At 69.7% G+C, this 16,918-nt stretch carries 11 protein-coding genes and 2 pseudogenes; 7 read left to right on the top strand and 6 right to left on the bottom strand.

What is annotated here, in order from left to right; genetic code table 11:
- The first annotated feature begins 153 nt into the window (after nucleotides 1-153).
- Both AC16DP_RS09430 and AC16DP_RS09425 read left to right on the top strand, forming a co-directional pair.
- Complete coding sequence (locus tag AC16DP_RS09430) at nucleotides 154-303, top strand: hypothetical protein (RefSeq protein WP_329731262.1); 150 nt, start codon at nucleotides 154-156, stop codon at nucleotides 301-303.
- Between the two features lie 230 nt (nucleotides 304-533).
- The gene (locus tag AC16DP_RS09425) at nucleotides 534-719 is read left to right on the top strand and encodes a hypothetical protein (protein ID WP_329731263.1); all 186 of its coding nucleotides are present in this window, start codon (nucleotides 534-536) and stop codon (nucleotides 717-719) included.
- 152 nt (nucleotides 720-871) lie between these two features.
- Here AC16DP_RS09425 and AC16DP_RS09420 read toward each other — a convergent pair whose 3' ends face one another.
- The 4 genes from AC16DP_RS09420 to AC16DP_RS09405 are packed head-to-tail and all read right to left on the bottom strand — an operon-like array spanning nucleotide 872 to nucleotide 8,659.
- On the bottom strand, nucleotides 872-1,603 hold the full coding sequence (locus AC16DP_RS09420; protein ID WP_329731264.1) for a class I SAM-dependent methyltransferase: 732 nt from the start codon (nucleotides 1,601-1,603) through the stop codon (nucleotides 872-874).
- A gap of 27 nt (nucleotides 1,604-1,630) precedes the next feature.
- On the bottom strand, nucleotides 1,631-2,359 hold the full coding sequence (locus AC16DP_RS09415) for a glutathione S-transferase family protein (RefSeq protein WP_329731265.1): 729 nt from the start codon (nucleotides 2,357-2,359) through the stop codon (nucleotides 1,631-1,633).
- Nucleotides 2,360-2,369: 10 nt separating this feature from the next.
- Nucleotides 2,370-4,571 carry a molybdopterin oxidoreductase family protein gene (locus tag AC16DP_RS09410; protein ID WP_329731266.1) on the bottom strand — a complete coding sequence of 734 codons (2,202 nt, stop codon included), beginning with the start codon at nucleotides 4,569-4,571 and terminating at the stop codon, nucleotides 2,370-2,372.
- Nucleotides 4,568-8,659 (bottom strand): ELWxxDGT repeat protein, encoded by a 4,092-nt coding sequence (locus AC16DP_RS09405; RefSeq protein ID WP_329731267.1) that lies wholly within the window; start codon nucleotides 8,657-8,659, stop codon nucleotides 4,568-4,570. Before AC16DP_RS09405 ends, AC16DP_RS09410 begins: the two co-directional genes overlap by 4 nt.
- A gap of 192 nt (nucleotides 8,660-8,851) precedes the next feature.
- On the opposite strand from AC16DP_RS09405, the gene purL reads away from it, so the two are divergent.
- Genes purL through AC16DP_RS09390 form a run of 3 tightly spaced genes read left to right on the top strand, consistent with a single transcriptional unit; the run spans nucleotide 8,852 to nucleotide 13,674 of the window.
- Nucleotides 8,852-12,748: a phosphoribosylformylglycinamidine synthase gene (gene purL, locus AC16DP_RS09400; protein WP_329731268.1), complete on the top strand. Its 3,897-nt coding sequence runs from the start codon at nucleotides 8,852-8,854 to the stop codon at nucleotides 12,746-12,748.
- 9 nt (nucleotides 12,749-12,757) lie between these two features.
- On the top strand, nucleotides 12,758-13,108 hold the full coding sequence (locus tag AC16DP_RS09395; protein ID WP_422653093.1) for an immunity protein Imm33 domain-containing protein: 351 nt from the start codon (nucleotides 12,758-12,760) through the stop codon (nucleotides 13,106-13,108).
- A 14-nt stretch (nucleotides 13,109-13,122) separates the two neighbouring features.
- Entirely contained in the window at nucleotides 13,123-13,674 is a 552-nt protein-coding gene (locus tag AC16DP_RS09390; protein ID WP_329731270.1) for a hypothetical protein, read from the top strand.
- Between the two features lie 25 nt (nucleotides 13,675-13,699).
- On the opposite strand, the gene AC16DP_RS09385 is transcribed toward AC16DP_RS09390, so the two are convergent.
- Nucleotides 13,700-14,752 (bottom strand): NAD(P)-dependent alcohol dehydrogenase, encoded by a 1,053-nt coding sequence (locus tag AC16DP_RS09385; RefSeq protein WP_329731271.1) that lies wholly within the window; start codon nucleotides 14,750-14,752, stop codon nucleotides 13,700-13,702.
- Between the two features lie 116 nt (nucleotides 14,753-14,868).
- Here AC16DP_RS09385 and AC16DP_RS09380 point away from each other — a divergent pair, with 116 nt between their 5' ends.
- The gene (locus AC16DP_RS09380) at nucleotides 14,869-15,831 is read left to right on the top strand and encodes a LysR family transcriptional regulator (RefSeq protein ID WP_329731272.1); all 963 of its coding nucleotides are present in this window, start codon (nucleotides 14,869-14,871) and stop codon (nucleotides 15,829-15,831) included.
- A gap of 114 nt (nucleotides 15,832-15,945) precedes the next feature.
- On the opposite strand, the pseudogene AC16DP_RS09375 reads toward AC16DP_RS09380, so the two are convergent.
- Nucleotides 15,946-16,584: pseudogene (locus AC16DP_RS09375) on the bottom strand (tyrosine-type recombinase/integrase); the annotation flags it as partial.
- 45 nt (nucleotides 16,585-16,629) lie between these two features.
- On the opposite strand from AC16DP_RS09375, the pseudogene AC16DP_RS09370 reads away from it, so the two are divergent.
- Nucleotides 16,630-16,918 (top strand): annotated as a pseudogene (locus AC16DP_RS09370) (ISAzo13 family transposase); the annotation flags it as partial.

The following is a 16,918-nucleotide window of genomic DNA, read 5'->3' as shown; positions in this document are numbered from 1 at the left end:
TACGGCAATTATTTACTTCGGTGGTGTGCCTCGGAGCCTCGCGCAAAGACAATCAAAGAAAGCTTGTCGCCTGAGTGAGGACACTGTTAGCTTGAAAACGCCGTCCCCCGAGGGCGGTTGAGTCCCCATCCACGCGATGTCGAGGAGCAGGCCATGAACGAGCAGAAGAAGCAGCCCAAGAAGCTGAGCTTGAACAAGGAGACCCTCCGCAACATCACCACCGAGCAGGGACCGCAGATGAAGGCCCCCCTCACCACCCCGCGCTGCACGGACTACTCCTGTCCGACCGACGCCTGCGGGTGAGCTTGAGCGACTCTCCGAGTCGATGAGCAGGAGAAGGCCCGGTGTGGAGTGCTCCACGCCGGGCCTTTTGCCGCGATCTGGCTTTCTTCCCACGCCCACCGCCGATGCGTTTCCGGGATGATTCCTGCTACGGGCTCGCAGTAAGGGATTGAAAGTGTTTGGCGGTGGGTGACAGTCACAAAGCCGGGTTCGGGCCCCAGTCTGGATGAACGTCAGAAAGGGAGGGGACCATGAACTTCGACACCACCATCTTCGTTGCAACCCTTGTCATCCTCGGCGCGGGGTTGCTCGTCTCGAGCAGCAAGGACAACGGTCGTGCCACGGCACGAGCGCGCGAGCGGCCCGCTGAGCCCCCCGCGCCCATGCGCCCCGTTCTCCTCTTCTCCACCACCCGGCCACCCGTGGTGTGGTGCTGACCCACGCCCGGCGCCTCGGGGGTCGTGCCACCGGGTGCCCCGTTGGCGTCCAGGCGGGCGTCCGGTTCCTCCTCGATGGAGAACTCGACGTCGCGGGGCTCCAGCGGGCCACGTGCACCCGGAGGGGCACCGGCACGAGCGGGCGGAGGAGGTCAGTCCACCTTCTCGAGCTTCACCAGGTGGTACGAAGCGAGGTGCTTCAGCGGCGTGCGCCCGAGCAGCACCTCCGCGGCCATGAAGGCCGGGCGGGCCGCGGGGGGCAGGCGGTGGACGGGCGCCAGCGCGAGGCCTCGCGAGCTGGCGAGGCGCCAGTGTCCGCCCCCCAGCATCCGCAGGTCCCACGTCATCAGCTCCGTGCCCGCGTGCCAGCCGGTGGCCTGGTAGCCCACCAGCCGGCGGCGCAACGCATTGGGAAAGTCGAACACCAGCACCCCTCCCCGGCGCAGCACCCGCCGGCACTCGGCCATCACCCGGCGGATGTCTCCCAGGTGCAGGTGCATGAAGAGGTGCAGGGCGAAGACGCTGTCGTAGCTGCCGTCCGCGGCGGGGATGCTCCAGGCCGGGGCGTGGTGGATGCGCCTGCCCGGCCATCGCTCCCGGGCACGCTCCACCATCTTCCCGCTCAGGTCCAACCCCTCGCTGGCCAGGTCCAGGAAGCGGCCCGTTCCACAGGCGAGATCCAGCACCCGCGGGCCCCGGAGCCACTCGCGCAGCGCCCGGCGCTCCAGCCCGTCCAGGTAGGCCCCGTACGAGTTGCCGAAACGGTCCGCGTCGTACGTCGGCGCGAGGGCGTCATAGTAGGCGACGACCTCGCGGGTCTCCGCGGACAGCTCCTCCGCGGAGGCCGGGGCCTGACCCCTGACATCGGAAGGATCCGAGCTCATCGGCGCAGGCCTCTCCAGGCGTACGGGTCAGGCGGCCTGGGTCTCGGGCGGCTTCCAGTTCGCGAAGAAGCGCGACTTGAAGCGGGCGCAGTAGCGCACCAGGTTCTCCTGCGACAGCGTGTGCTGCTTGAACTCCGTGTCCACCGGGTTGGCGATGATGCTCACCAGGAAGGAGTAGACCACCGCGTCGAAGGACGTGGGCGAGTCCCCGAGCAGGTAGGTCTTGTTGCCCATGATCGTCGCCAGCGCGGAGATGTCCTGCCGGGCCAGCGCCTGGACCTCCTCCATGTTGTGACGGCCCGTGCCCTGGTCATGGAGGATGCCCAGCATCTTCTGGCGCAGCGCCGACAGCGGCACCGGGCCGCCGGTGACGGTGGGGATCATCGTCTCCACGATGGGCGTGTAGGCGCGCCAGCCCGCGTCATCCACCCAGCGCATGTAGACGATGTACCAGTAGGTGCACTCCTCCAGCATGCGCCGGACGGTGTGGCCGACGGCCATCTGCTCCGGGGTCAGGTGCGCATCGAGCGTGTCCCCGTGCTTCCGCTTGAGGTACTCGATGATGAACTGGGAGTCGCCCATGAGCTGCCCGTCGATCTCGACGTAGGGCACCTTGCCCTTGGGGGCCTTCAGCAACTCGGCCATCTTCACCTGGTAGGGCAGCCCCACCATCCGGAAGTACGCCTCCAGTTTGAAGCAGAAGGGGCTCAGGTTGGGGGTTCCCCAGGCCATGGGGGTCTGAAAGAGGGTGATCATCGGTGTTGTCTCATCCAGTTGCGGAATGCTGCTGTGGTTCTTCCGTGCGTGCTGATTCTACCGGCTTGACGCGGACCTGGACTCCACTGAACGCGGCGTTGCCACTGAGGACATCCAACGCCCGGTCGTCGGTCAGGTCATTGATGCTCACGCCCGCATGCTCTCCGGCCACCCGGAGCCGCACGCCCTCCCGCCCGTGCCCGTAACCGTGAGGCAGGCTCACCACGCCCGGCATCACCTCGTCCGTCACGCTCACCGGTGCCCTCACCTCGCCGACGCGCGAGGTTATCACTGCTTGGCCGCCATCCCGTAGGCCCAGCCTCCGGGCATCTTCGGGGTGCACCATCAGCGTACATCTCGGCTTGCCTTTGACGAGCTGCGGCACGTTGTGCATCCACGAGTTGTTGTCCCGCAGGTGGCGCCGTCCGATGAGCAGCAGGGAGCCGTCTGCGGTGGCGCCCGGGCCCTCCGGGAAGCTCTGGCGCAGCCGCTCGAGGTCCGCCACCAGCGGCTCGGGGGCGAGCTGGATGCGGCGGTCGCGCGTGGCCAGCCGCTGGGGGAGGCTCGGCGCCAGGGGCCCCAGGTCCACACCGTGCGGCTGGGCCTTCAGGCTCGCCAGGCTCAGGCCCTTGCGGAAGGGGCGGAGCTTCATGCCGTACGGGCCCGCGCGCAGCCCCAGGTCCAACAGGCCATCCGGGCCGAGCGCCTTGAGCGTCCGGTAGCTCAGCTCGCCGCGCACGCGGGGCTCGCCGCGCAGCGTCTCCAGCCTGTGCTTCAGCTCCAGGAAGAGCTGCCAGTCATGGCGCGTGTCCGGGCCCGGCGCGAAGAGTGGCGGGGAGTACTTCGCGGTGTTGCGCACCGCCAGGGCGTGGAAGGCCAGGTCGTAGTGGCTGCGCTCCAGCTTGGAGCTGGGCGGCAGGATGAGGTGCGCGTGCCGCGTCGTCTCGTTGATGTACGGGTCGATGCACACCATGAAGTCGAGCGACGCGAAGGCCGTGTCGAGCTGCCGCCCGTTGGGGGTGGACATGACGGGGTTGCCCGCGGAGGTGACCATCGCGCGGATGCGTCCCGGGCCCTCGGTGAGGACCTCCTCGCCGAGCGCGGCCACCGGCAGCTCGCCCGAGAACTCGGGCAGCCCGCGCACCCGGCTCCGCCAGCGGCCGTAGCTGCCGCGGCTCATGGCCATGGCCTTGGGGCCTCCCACGATGTCGAAGGCGGGCCGCGTGAAGAGGGCCCCGCCCGGGCGATCCAGGTTGCCCGTGACGATGTTGATGACGTTGATGAGCCACTGGCACATCGCGCCGAAGGCCTGCGTGGACACGCCCACGCGGCCGTAGCAGACGGCGGCCTCCGAGGCGGCCAGCTCGCGGGCGATGCGCCGGGTGGTCTCCGCGGGCACGCCGGTGTGGGGCTCGGCGCGCTCGGGGGTGAAGCCGCGCGCCAGCTCGCGCACGGTGGCCAGGCCGTCCACGAGCTCCGCCAGCTTGCCCGGCTTCGCGCCCGCTTCTTCCAGCAGCACGTGCAGGAGCGCGAAGAGGAAGAGCGCGTCGGTGCCGGGGCGGATGAAGATGTGCTCGTCCGCGACGCGGGCCGTCTCCGTCTTGCGGGGATCCACCACCACCACGCGGCCGCCGCGCTGCTGGATGGCCTTGAGCCGGTGGCGCACGCCCGGCGCGCTCATCAGGCTTCCGTTGGAGGCCAGCGGGTTGGCCCCGAGGATGAGCATGTAGCGCGTGTGGTCGATGTCCGGGATGGGGATGAGGAACTGGTGCCCGAACATCAGGTACGCGGCGAGCTGGTGGGGGAGCTGATCCACCGAGGACGCGGAGAACTTGTTCCGCGTGCGCAGGGTCCGGAGGAACATCGGCAGGAACATCATCGAGCCGTGGTCGTGCACGGTGGGGTTGCCCACGTACACGCCCACCGCGTCCTTGCCGTGCTCGCGCTGGATGGCGTGCAGCCGCCGCGCCGTCTCGTCGAGCGCCTCCTCCCAGGAGATGGGCTGCCAGCCGGTCGCCGTGCGCCGGACGGGTTGCCGGAGCCGGTCCGGATCCTCGTGGAGATCCTGGAGCGCCACGGCCTTGGGGCAGATGTGGCCCTGGCTGAACGGGTCCTCGTCGTCACCCCGGATGGAGGTGACACGGCCCTCCGAGGTCTCGATGCGCAGGCCGCACATGGCCTCGCAGAGGTTGCAGGTACGGAAGTGCGTCATCGCGTGCTCCGGCGGCGGGTGGCGAGGGCCAGCAGCGACAACAGTCCCATCCACCCGGCCGCACCCATGCTACCCGGAGCGGCGGAGCAGCCACTGGACTTCTCGATGCGCACGTTGAAGGTGCATGTGGCCGGGTTGCCCGCGTCGTCCCGGGCCGTCACCTCCACGGGGGTGGCACCGACCTTGAACACGCTGCCGCTGGCCGGGGAGTAGGTGATGGCGGGCGAGGCCGTCACCCGGTCCGTGACGGACGGCGGGGGCAGCTGCACCGCCACCGGCCCCTTGGCGATGGTCACGTCCTGGGGGCAGGTGAGCAGCGGCGGCAGGGTGTCCTCCACCACGACGGAGAAGCCGCACTCGGCCACGTTGCCCGAGGCGTCGCGGGCCTGGACGCGCACGGGCGTCTCGCCGACCGGGAAGGTGCTCCCGGAGGCGTGGCTGAAGGAGAGCTCGACGGCGGTGGAGACGGTGTCCACCACGTTGTTCACGGCGAACTCCATGGGCGCACCCGAGGGGCCGAGGGCCTCGGTCCTCTGGGTGGGCGGGCACCGGAGCGAGGGCGCCTGGGTGTCGCGGACGGACACCTGGAAGGTGCAGCTCGAGGTGTTGCCGGCGCCATCCGTCGCGGTGGCCGTGACGGGCGTGTTGCCGAGCGGGAAGCGGTCGCCGTTGACGTGGCTGTAGGTGAGGGCCGGGCGGGAGACCTCTCCGTCCGAGGCCTCGGCGAGCGGCCAGGTGACGTTGGCGCCGGTGGCGCTCTCGGCCTCGACGCGCTGGTCCGCCGGGCAGGAGATCACCGCGGCCGTGGTGTCCTGCACGCGCACGGTGAAGGTGCACTGCTTGCTGTTGTTCTGCGCGTCGGTGGCCGTCACCGTCACCGTCGTGTTGCCCTGGGGGAAGAGGGTGCCGGAGGCCTGGCTCACGGTGATGACGGGGGCGCGGGTGACGGCGTCGGTGGCCAGCGGAGCGGCGTAGGTGAGGATGGCGCCGCCCGAGGTGGTGGCCTCCACCGTGGCGTTCGCGGGGCAGACCGGCTCCGGAGGCGTGGTGTCCCGCACCGTCACGGTGAAGGAGCACGTGGCCACGAGGCCCGCGGTGTCGCGCGCGGTGACGTGCACCACGGTGTCACCGATCGGGAACAGGCTCCCCGGGACACGGCTGTAGGAGAGGGCGGGTGGGAGCCCGGTGTCGTCGCTGGCCGTGGCCTCCTCGAAGTCGACCCGCGCGCCCAGGAACTGCTGGGCCTCGATGGGAGGCACCACCGGGCAGGTGACGCTCGGGGGCGTTCCGTTGGTGAGCAGCGACACGGGCATCAGCCACGGCTCGCGCCCGCGCCGTCCGTCGTTCGCGCTGAAGGCGATGGTGTCCCCGAAGCGGGTGAAGCCCGCGGGGTGCGAGCCGAGCTGCCAGGGCGCGATGTCGTGCAGCACGAAGGTGCCCGCCTCGGTGCCGTCCGAGCGCCACAGCTCGGTGCCGCTCACGCCATCGTCGGCGGCGAACAGGAGCAGGCCATCGGTGGGGATGGCGAAGAGCGACTCGGCGAGCACGCCGCTGCCCGGGCCCGGGAAGATGTCCTTGACGCGGACGGGGACGGCCCCGGACGCGGTGGTGTCGAGCTTCCACAGCTCGCGGCCCGAGGTGCCGTCATTCGCGGTGAAGTAGAGCGTCTTGCCGAGCACCGTGAGGGCGCCGGGATTGGAGCCCGTGCCCGTCGACGAGAGCTCCTTGACCATGACGGTGCCGCTCTCCGTCCCGTCGGTGCGCCACAGCTCGGGGCCGAAGCCGTCGCTGGCGGTGAAGTAGAGGGTGCCGTCGATCACCGCGAAGGCGGAGGGCCCGGCGTCCAGGATGCCCGGGGCGATGTCCTTCACCAGCGACGTGTTCGCCGGGGTGCCATCCGTCTTCCACAGCTCGATGCCCGTGTTGGTCTCGTTGGCCACGAAGTAGAGGGTGCTGCCCACCACCCCGGCGATGTTCATGACGGCGCTCATGTCCACACTGTCGCGGACTTCCGCCACCCGGGTGGTGTTCGCCTCGGTGCCATCCGTCTTCCACAGCTCGCGGCCGCCGGTGGCGTTGCGGGCGATGAAGTAGAGGGCGTCACCCATGGGCGTGAAGCGATACGGACGCGAGGACGGCCCGCTGCCCGGGGCGATGTCCTTCACCAGGGTGGTGCCCGCCGCCGTGCCGTCGCTCTTCCACAGCTCGATGCCATTGGCGGAGTCCTGGCCGGCGAAGAAGAGGAAGCCACCGTGCGCGATGATCTCCATGGGGCTGCTGGCGGCGGTGGTGAGCCGGACGGCGCTGGTCACCCGGGCGGTGCCCGCGGGGGTGCCATTCGTCTTCCAGAGCTGGAAGCCCTCCAAGAGCGAGGGCATGGCCGCGAAGTAGAGGGCTCCGTTCAGGGGCGTCAGGGCGCTCAGGCCGGACTCCACGGTGAAGGCGGGAGCGTCCCCGGGGACGATGTTCACGAGCGGCACCGTGCCCGCCACCGTTCCATCCGTCCGCCACAGCCGGGCCGCCGCCTCTTGCTCGAAGGTGGTGAAGTACAGCGCGTCGCCCCAGGCGGCGAAGGGCGCGGGGTTCGAGCCCCGGGTGGGCGACAGATCGGTTCCCACGGGGACGGTGGTGGCCACATCGCCCTTCGACTTCCACAGCGTGGGCAGTGGCGGGTTCTCGTCGGAGTAGCCCGTGCCCGGCGCGGTCGCCACGAAGTACATCGTGTCCCCCAGGACGGTGAACGCCTCGGGGGCCGGATCCGCGAGGCGGTCGCCGGAGAAGACGTTGGTGCCGATGCGCCGCGAGCCCGTGGGCGTGCCGTCGCTCGTCCACAGCTCGTGGCCCACGCCTGGCTCGTACCCGGTGAAGTAGAGCGTGCTCCCCAGGGCCGTCATCATCAGGGGGCCCTTGCCGCCCAGGGCCTTGAAGTCCACCAGCTTCGCGGTGCCCGCCGCCGTGCCGTCCGTCGCGTAGAGGGCGCTCTCGGTGTTGCTCGCGTCCCTCAGCATGAAGAAGAGGCGCGTGCTGGCGGCCACGAGCGCGTCGGGCTTCTCCACGGAGTTGTTGCCGGAGATGATCTCGAGGACGCGCTGGGTGCCCGCCTCGGTGCCATCCGTCTTCCACAGCTCACGCCCCGTCACGCCGTCCGAGGCGACGAAGTACACCGCGCCGTCGAAAGCCGTGAGCTGCACGGGGTTGGAGCCCGTCGCGCCGGGGAGGATGTCCTTGACGCGCTGCGTGCCCGCCTCGGTGCCGTCGGTCTTCCACGGCTCGGCGCCCGCGGTGCCCTCGCTGCCCGCGAAGTAGAGCGCCCGGCCGGAGCGGACGAGCCCTCGCCCCGAGGAGGCCGTGACGGTCACGCCCGCTCCGACCCGGACGGTGCCCGCCGCGGTGCCATCGGTGCGCCACAGCTGCCTGGCGCCGCCCGGATCCTTGACCAGGAAGTAGAGCTTCCCGCCCAGCTCGGTGAAGGACTGGGGCTCGCTGCCGCCCGAGCCCAGGGAGATGTCCCGGACGAGCTGCGTGCCTTCCGGGGTGCCATCGGTGCGCCACAGCTCGGGGCCGTACGTGCCGTCATTGGCGCTGAAGAAGATCCACCCGTTGAGCTCGGCGAACTCCGTGGGCCGCGAGCTGTCCGGACCGGGGAAGATGTCCTTGAGCAGGAAGGTCCCCGGGGTGGTGCCGTCGGTGCGCCACAGCTCCACGCCATGCGCGGCGTCCGCGGCGGTGAACCAGGTGAGCCCCCGCGAGTGGAAGAGCTGGGAGGGCGACGAGCCGGTGGTGCCCGGGACGATGTCGGCCACCAGGGCGGGGCCCGTGGCGTCGAGCCTCCACAGCTCGGGCCCGGTGCTGTCCTCGTTGGCCGTGAAGAGGAGCGTGTTCCCCGCGGCGATGGGGGACTCGGGGTAGCGCACCAGCGCGCGCTCGGCCTTCACGCCCACGTCCACCAGGTTGGCGGGACCTTCACCCAGGGCGCGGCGGGTGGCCTTCGGCGCCTGCCGGGCCGGTTGCTCGGGAGTGGGGGACGTGCAGGCCCCTCCCAGCACCAGGACGCACAGGGCCGCCAGGTTCGTGTTCGCTCTCACCATGCTGTTCCTCGGAGACTCCCCCGCCGGGCCCGTGGGACCCGGCCATGTCGGACCGGCGGCATTCAACCATATCCGGACCCGGCGGAAGGCCCTCCGACCACTCGGAAGAGGGCAGGGGAGCGGGGGCTTCTGGCTCCCGTGACGATCTCTTTCAGATGCAGGAGGGGGTCCGTGGAGATAAGAGGCGACTCCATGTTCACCCTGCGTGGCGCCCCCGCCCTCTCCGAGTTCCGTCTGGCCAAGCTGCTCGCTCGCTGCCGTGAGCTGGAGCCCGCCGTGGCCTCCGTCTACGCGGAGTTCGTGCACTTCGTCGACGTCGCGGACGCTCTCTCCGAGTCCGAGCGGACCTTGATGGACAGGCTGTTGGAGTACGGCCCCCGGCTGGCCCGTGGCGAGCGGCGCGGGAGCCTGCTGCTCGTCATCCCCCGTCCCGGCACCATCTCGCCCTGGTCCTCGAAGGCCACGGACATCTTCCAGAACACCGGCCTGCGCTCGGTGCGGCGCATCGAGCGGGGTGTTGCCTACTGGGTCGCCGACCAGGCCGGCAAGGCGCTGGGCTCCGAGCAGCTCGCCCGGGTGCAGCCGGTGCTGCACGACCGGATGACGCAGGCGGTGGTGGGGCGCGAGGAGGACGCGGCCATCCTCTTCGCCGGGCACACGCCCCGGCCGTTCACGACGGTGGACGTGGTGGGCGGAGGCCGGGCCGCGCTCGTCACCGCCAACCGCGAGCTGGGTCTGGCGCTGGCCGAGGATGAGATCGACTACCTGGTGGCGCGTTTCACGGAGCTGAAGCGCAACCCCACCGACGTCGAGCTGATGATGTTCGCGCAGGCCAACAGCGAGCACTGCCGGCACAAGATCTTCAACGCCTCGTGGACCATCGATGGGAAGGAGCAGGAGCGCTCGCTCTTCCAGTCCATCAAGAACACCTACGCGGCGCACAAGGAAGGCGTGCTGTCGGCGTACAAGGACAACGCGGCGGTGATGGAGGGCTTCGAGGTGGATCGCCTCTTCCCGGAGGTGACCACCGGCGAGTACCGCTTCCACCGCGAGCCCGCGCACATCCTGATGAAGGTGGAGACGCACAACCATCCCACGGCCATCTCGCCGCACCAGGGCGCCTCGACGGGCGCGGGCGGAGAGATTCGCGACGAGGGCGCCACGGGCCGGGGCGCGAAGCCCAAGGCGGGCCTGACGGGCTTCTCCGTGTCCAACCTGCGCATCCCCGGCTTCGAGCAGCCCTGGGAGCAGCCCTACGGCAAGCCGGAGCGGATCGTCTCCGCGCTCGACATCATGATCGAAGGCCCGCTGGGGGGCGCCGCCTTCAACAACGAGTTCGGCCGGCCCAACCTGTGCGGCTACTTCCGCAGCTTCGAGCAGCAGGTGTCCACGCCCGAGGGCGTCGAGGTGCGCGGCTACCACAAGCCCATCATGATCGCCGGTGGCCTGGGCAACATCCGGGACGGGCACGTGCAGAAGGGCACGCTGAAGCCGGGGGACAAGATCGTCGTGCTGGGAGGCCCGGCGATGCTGATCGGCCTGGGTGGTGGCGCGGCGTCCTCGATGACGCAGGGCACGAGCGCGGCGGACCTGGATTTCGCCTCGGTGCAGCGTGACAACCCGGAGATGGAGCGGCGCTGCCAGGAGGTCATCGACCGCTGCTGGGCGCAGGGAGAGGCGAACCCCATCCGCTCGATTCACGACGTGGGCGCGGGTGGCCTGTCCAACGCGGTGCCGGAGCTCATCCACGACAACAACCTGGGTGGCCGCTTCGAGCTGCGCGAGGTGCCCAACGCGGAGCCCGGCATGGCGCCGGTGGAGATCTGGTGCAACGAGGCGCAGGAGCGCTACGTGCTGGCCATCGCGCCGGAGGACCTGGCGCGCTTCGCGGCGCTGTGCGAGCGCGAGCGGGCGCCCTTCGCGGTGCTGGGCGATGCCACGGAGGAGCAGGCGCTGAAGCTGACGGACCGGCGGTTCGGCAACGCGCCCATCGACATTCCGATGGACGTGCTGTTCGGCAAGCCGCCGCGCATGCACCGGGACGTGAAGTCCCGGCCGCTGACGCACGCCGAGCTGAAGCTGGACGCGCCGGTGAAGGAGATGCTGGGGCGGGTGTTGGGGCACCCTACGGTGGCGGACAAGGGCTTCCTCATCACGATCGGTGACCGGACGGTGTCGGGCCTGACGGCGAGGGACCAGATGGTGGGCCCGTGGCAGGTGCCGGTGGCGGACTGCGCGGTGACGCTGTCGGCGCACGCGGGCTACACGGGCGAGGCCATGTCCATGGGCGAGCGCACGCCGGTGGCGCTCATCGACGCGGCCGCCTCGGCGCGCATGGCGGTGGCCGAGGCCGTGACGAACATCGCCTCGGCGCGGATCGGGCGGCTGGGGGACGTGAAGCTGTCGGCCAACTGGATGGCGGCGGCCGGCAGCCCGGGCGAGGACGCCAACCTCTACGCCGCGGTGAAGGCGGTGGGCATGGAGCTGTGCCCGGCGTTGGGGCTCACCATCCCGGTGGGCAAGGACTCCATGTCCATGCGCACGGTGTGGGAGGAGAAGGGGGCTCGCAAGGCGGTGACGGCGCCGTTGTCGCTGATCGTGTCGGCGTTCGCGCCGGTGCTGGACGTGCGCAAGTCGCTCACGCCGCAGCTGCGCGAGCCGGGCGCGGACTCTCGGCTGGTGTTCGTGGACCTGGCGGGCGGCAAGCAGCGGTTGGGGGGCTCGGTGCTGGCGCAGGCGTACTCGCAGGTGGGCCCGCGCTGCCCGGACGTGGAGAACCCCGAGACGCTCAAGGGCTTCTTCACCGCGATGCAGTTGCTCAACGAGGCGGGTCTGGTGCAGGCCTACCATGACCGCTCCGACGGTGGTCTGCTGACCACGCTGGTGGAGATGGCCTTCGCGGGACACTGCGGCTTCGACGTGGACGTGGCCGCGCTGGGCGCGGATGCCGTGGCGGCGCTCTTCAACGAGGAGCTGGGTGCGGTGCTGCAGGTGAAGGCCACGGATCTCCAGCGCGTGCGCGACGTGCTGACGCGGTACGGGCTGGGCGCGCACTGCCACGAGCTGGGCCGGCCGAGCGCGGCGCTGACGGTGCGGGTGCGGCAGGGCGGAAAGGTCCTCCTGGAGGAGGACGTGGTGGCGCTGCGCAAGGTGTGGTCGCGCGTGAGCTACGAGATGCAGAAGCTGCGCGACAACCCGCGCTGCGCGGAGGAGGAGTACGCCGCGAAGTGTGACCCGGGCGAGCCGGGTCTGTCGGCGCGGCTCACGTTCGATGCGAAGGACGACGTGGCGGCGCCGTACATCGCGAAGGGCGCGAAGCCCCGGGTGGTGATTCTTCGCGAGCAGGGCGTGAACAGCCAGTTCGAGATGGCGCGGGCGTTCATGCGCGCGGGCTTCAGTGCGGTGGACGTGCACATGAGCGACATCCTCACGGGGAGGGTGTCGCTGAAGGACTTCACGGGCGTGGCGGCGTGCGGAGGGTTCTCGTACGGCGACGTGCTGGGAGCGGGTGGAGGCTGGGCGCGCTCCATCCTGTTCAACGCGCGGGCCCGGGACGAGTTCGCGGCGTTCTTCGCGCGCTCGGGCACGTTCGCGCTGGGCATCTGCAACGGCTGCCAGATGATGTCGCAGTTGCGCGAGCTGATTCCGGGAGCGGAGCACTTCCCGCACTTCGTGCGCAACGCGTCGGAGCAGTTCGAGGCGCGGCTGGTGCAGGTGGAGGTGGCGGAGAGCCCGTCGCTGTTCTTCAAGGGCATGGCGGGGAGCCGCATCCCCATCGCGTCGTCGCACGGCGAGGGGCGGGCGGAGTTCGCGAGCGCCGAGGAGGCGGCGAGGGTGAACGGGTTGGGGATGGTGCCGGTGCGCTTCGTGGACAACCACGGGCGGGTGACGGAGACGTACCCGGCGAACCCGAACGGCTCGCCGCACGGAATCGCGGGCCTGACGTCGAGGGATGGGCGGGTCACCATCATGATGCCGCACCCGGAGCGGGTGAGCCGGAGCGTGCAGTACTCGTGGTGCCCGCCGGAGTGGGGCGAGGACGGCCCCTGGATGCGGATGTTCCGCAACGCCCGCGCGGCGCTGGGCTGAGAATCTCTCATGCGTGGCGATATTCGCGCTTCACAGCTCAGGCTCTGTGTAGAGCATGGAGCGCGATTCGTTGAGTCTCCCTCGGACATGAAGGTCGGGATCTCCCTCAACGTGAAGAGTGGGCTCATGCCCATCAACGGGCTGCGACACCGCATCCAGGGAGACACCACGGGCTGGTACATCTGGGCAGGTGACGAGCCATCCGCGGAACCTGATTTCTTCCAGCCCGTGCATGTGGCCCATCTGGCCGAGTGGTGTCCGCTTGCATTGAAGTTCCTGGGGCTTCCTCCAGGATGGCGATTTCTGGTCGCGGATGGCTACGAAGACGTATGGGAGGATCCAAGCTTGCTTGATACGTAGCTCGCGGAGGATCCATGTCCCGTCACGTGCTGATTGCCGTGCTGTGCCTGTCGCTCACCGCCTTCGCTGACACGCCGAACCGCTTCGAGCCGCAAGAGCTGTCCAGCGAAGCGGTCGTGACCTTCGTCCTGACCTGTTCCGAGAAGGTCAAGAAGTCCGACTCGAGCATCAGTGAGGTGCAGCGACTGAGCTTCTGCTCGTGCGCGGCCGATGCTCTGCGCCTGCGGCACAAGCAGCCGGGGAAGGACAAGGCTCCGAGCGCCGAGGACCTTCAGCGTTGCTCGAGCGCGCTCACGCGTTCATCGCCGGAGGACGTCGCTGGCCAGCTTCAGCGTCAGCCGGAGCAGTCTCCCTCGGAGCACAACGTGGCGCCCGCCTCCACGCAGCCGGAGACTTCCCGGAGCACGAACTGGGAAGACTCGGAGGACACCACCTCGTCGGAGTCTCCCAGCAGCGTCGAGCCCGCGCGCAACTGCTGCAAGGTGTGCACGAAGGGCTGTCCCTGCGGAGACTCATGCATCTCGTGCAGCAAGGTCTGCCGCAAGGGCCCCGGCTGCGCCTGCTGAGTCACGGGGGGCGGACGCCCTCGCGCTACGCGCGCTCGAGGCTCGCGAGGTCGATGACGAAGCGGTAGCGCACGTCGCCCTTCATCATGCGCTCGTAGGCCTCGTTGATCTTCTGGATGGGGATGATCTCGATGTCCGACACGATGTTGTGCTTCGCGCAGTAGTCGAGCATCTCCTGCGTCTCGGCGATGCCGCCGATCATCGACCCGGCCAGGCGCTTGTTCCCGCCAATGAGCGAGAACGCGTTCACGGGCACCGCCTCCGGCGGCACGCCGACCACCACCATGGTGCCCTGGGGGCGCAGCATGCGCAGGTACTGGTTGTAGTCATGCGGGGCGGAGATGGTGTCGAGGATGAGATCGAAGCGGCCCGACAGCTTCTTGAAGGTGCCCGCGTCCTTGGTGACCTCGAAGCCCTGGGCGCCCAGGCGGCGCGCGTCGGCCTCCTTGGTGCGGGACGTGCTGAGCACCGTCACCTCCGCGTCCATGGACGCGGCGAGCTTCACGGCCATGTGGCCCAGCCCGCCCAGGCCCACCACGCCCACGCGAGCGCCCTTCTTGCAGTTCCACTGCCGCAGCGGCGAGTACGTGGTGATGCCGGCGCACAGCAGCGGCGCGGCCGCGGCGGGGTCGAGCCCCTCGGGCACCTTCAGCGCGAAGTGCTCGGTGACGACGATGCGGGCCGCGTAGCCGCCGTAGGTCGGCGTCTTCCGGTCCATGTACGTGCTGTTGTAGGTGCCGGCCATCCCCTTCTCGCAGAACTGCTCCAGGTCCCGGTGGCACGTCTGGCAGTCGCGGCACGAGTCCACCATGCAGCCCACGCCCGCCATGTCGCCCACCTTCAGCTTCGTGACGTGCTGGCCCACCTGCTTGACGCGGCCGATGATCTCGTGGCCCGGCACCATGGGGAAGATGGCGCCGCCCCACTCGTCACGGGCCTGGTGGATGTCGGAGTGGCAGACCCCGCAGTAAAGGATGTCGATGAGCACGTCATGGGGGCCCACCTCGCGCTGCTCGAACGAGAAGGGCGCCAGCGGCTTTCCAACGGCGGGGGCGGCATAGGCAGAAGTCTTCGGCATGGGGTTGTCCTTGGGAGTTTTCGTGGCCTGGGGGCCACGCGCCCCTCAGGTATGCACTCCGGGAACAGCGGGCGAAACTGGCGGGATCCATATGGGCCATTTAGAAATACTTCAAGATGGCCTTCACCCCCCTCAATGCCCTGAATGCGTTCCTCGCCGTGGCCCGGAGGCGCGGCTTCACGGCCGCCGCCGCCGACCTCGGCATCTCTCCATCCGCGCTGAGCCAGTCCGTCCGCCAGCTCGAGGAACGGCTGGGCGTGCCCCTGCTCACGCGGACCTCCCGGAGCGTGGCGTTGACGGAGGCGGGGCGGCGCCTGCTGGAGAATGCCGGGCCGGCGGTGGACCAGGCGCTGGAAGCGATGCGGACGGCCGCGGTGCAGCCTGGGGAGGTGACGGGCCGGGTGCGGCTGACGGTGCCCACCATCGCGGTGTCCACCCTCATCGTGCCGCTGCTGCCGCGGTTCCTCGCGCGCTACCCGAAGGTGGAGGTGGACGTCCGGGTGGAGGACCGCTTCGTGGACATCGTGGCCGAGGGGCTGGACGCGGGTATCCGGCTGACGGAGTCCATCGAGCGGGACATGGTGCAGCTCCGGCTGTCGGACGCGTGCCGGTTCGTGGTGGTGGCCGCGCCCTCGTACCTGGAGCGGAGGGGCACGCCGGAGACGCCGGACGAGCTGCTGTCCCATGACTGCATTTGCATCCGCTCCCCCACGACGTCAGGCATCTACCAGTGGGAGCTGGAGCGCGGGCCACGGAGCTGGCGCGTGCCGGTGCGGGGGCCCGTCATCACCTCGGACAGCCACCTGCTGCTGCGGATGGCGGAGGCCGGGGTGGGGCTCGCCTACGCGTTCGAGCCCATGGTGACGGAGGAGCTGCGGCGAGGCACCCTGCGCGTGGTGCTGGAGCCCTACGCGGCGTGGGTGCCGGGCCTGTTCCTCTACTTCCCCAGCCGCGCGCAGGTCTCGCCCGCGCTGCGAGCCTTCGTGGACGTGGCCCGCGAGGCGGCGCCACGGAAGAAGAGGGAGGCCCCGGAAGGAGCACGGGGCCCCGCAGGTCCGCGCCCACCGCGAAAAGGGTAGAGGAGATGACGCGGCCAGTTGGCCATCGGCGGAATGGGGGCCCTGTTGCTCGGCGGCGGGCCGGTGCCAGGCTGCGGGTTCGATTCCCGCCGCCTCCACTTTTTCACGCTGTAATCACGGGGGGTTAGCAGCTCCCCCAGCTTGTGTTGCACGTATGTCGCACGCCGGAGCAAGAGGCCGGTCCAGAACACCGACCGCCTCTCTCCGGGTGTCGGGGCTCAGGTGGGCATAGCGCTCCGTCATGTCGATGGTCGCGTGCCCCATCAACTCCTTGATCACCGTCAGCGGGATCCCCCTCATGGCGAGGTGGCTGCCGTAGGTGTGCCGCAGGTCGTGCCAGCCGATGCGGCCCTGCTCGCGCGTGATGCCGGCCCCCTGGAGGGCGCGGCGCAGCGGCAGCTTCATCAGCCCGTCAGTAAGCGGCTGGCCGTCCTCCTGGCAGAACACGTAAGGGCCGCGCAGGTGCCGGTGTCCCTTGAGCGTGTCCACTGCCGAGCCCGGCAGCTCTACCAGCCGCTCGCGCCCGCCTTTGGGCAGGCCAGTGACCCCGCGCCAGATGGTACGCCGGACGTGCAGCTTGCCGCGCTGCAAGTCCACGTCGCCCCACTGGAGCCCGATCAGCTCGCCTTGCCGCAGCCCCGCCTTGAGCGCCACCAGGATCAGCGCGCGCCATTCCGGCTCGGTGGCGTTGATCAGGCGCTCAGCCTCCTCAAAGGTGAGGAAATCAAAGGGCGGCTTCGGCAGCTTCGCAAAGGCGCCGTCTGGAAATAAACTTTCCAATGTGCGAGTTTTTAAGACATGAGCTCGGAGAAGCTGATAGCGGAGAAGTATGAAGAAATGCGGCCTGTGCTTGACGAGCAGAGTCGGCGTCGTTGGGCTGCTACAGAAGCGCTGGCGCTGGGGCGCGGGGGCATCAGCGCAGTTGCGCGCGCTACCGGGCTTTCACGGCCTACTATTCGCGCCGGCATTCATGAAATCCGGCATGGCCGGACGCCGGTGACGCATTCGGATGGCCGCCTGCGTTTGCGGCGCCCCGGTGCGGGGCGCAAGCCGCGCACCTATCACGAGCCGTCCCTGCTGTCCGACT

The sequence above is a fragment of the Archangium sp. genome, from assembly GCF_057119385.1.
Note: the sequence above shows the minus strand (reverse complement) of the source record. Positions and strands in the feature narration are given on the sequence as shown.

Coding starts and splice junctions, on each gene's coding strand:
- AC16DP_RS09430 (WP_329731262.1), top strand. CDS start 154: ATGAACGAGCAGAAGAAGCAGCCCAAGAAGCTGAGCTTGAACAAGGAG.
- AC16DP_RS09425 (WP_329731263.1), top strand. CDS start 534: ATGAACTTCGACACCACCATCTTCGTTGCAACCCTTGTCATCCTCGGC.
- AC16DP_RS09420 (WP_329731264.1), bottom strand. CDS start 1,603: ATGAGCTCGGATCCTTCCGATGTCAGGGGTCAGGCCCCGGCCTCCGCG.
- AC16DP_RS09415 (WP_329731265.1), bottom strand. CDS start 2,359: ATGATCACCCTCTTTCAGACCCCCATGGCCTGGGGAACCCCCAACCTG.
- AC16DP_RS09410 (WP_329731266.1), bottom strand. CDS start 4,571: ATGACGCACTTCCGTACCTGCAACCTCTGCGAGGCCATGTGCGGCCTG.
- AC16DP_RS09405 (WP_329731267.1), bottom strand. CDS start 8,659: ATGGTGAGAGCGAACACGAACCTGGCGGCCCTGTGCGTCCTGGTGCTG.
- purL (WP_329731268.1), top strand. CDS start 8,852: ATGTTCACCCTGCGTGGCGCCCCCGCCCTCTCCGAGTTCCGTCTGGCC.
- AC16DP_RS09395 (WP_422653093.1), top strand. CDS start 12,758: ATGCGTGGCGATATTCGCGCTTCACAGCTCAGGCTCTGTGTAGAGCAT.
- AC16DP_RS09390 (WP_329731270.1), top strand. CDS start 13,123: ATGTCCCGTCACGTGCTGATTGCCGTGCTGTGCCTGTCGCTCACCGCC.
- AC16DP_RS09385 (WP_329731271.1), bottom strand. CDS start 14,752: ATGCCGAAGACTTCTGCCTATGCCGCCCCCGCCGTTGGAAAGCCGCTG.
- AC16DP_RS09380 (WP_329731272.1), top strand. CDS start 14,869: ATGGCCTTCACCCCCCTCAATGCCCTGAATGCGTTCCTCGCCGTGGCC.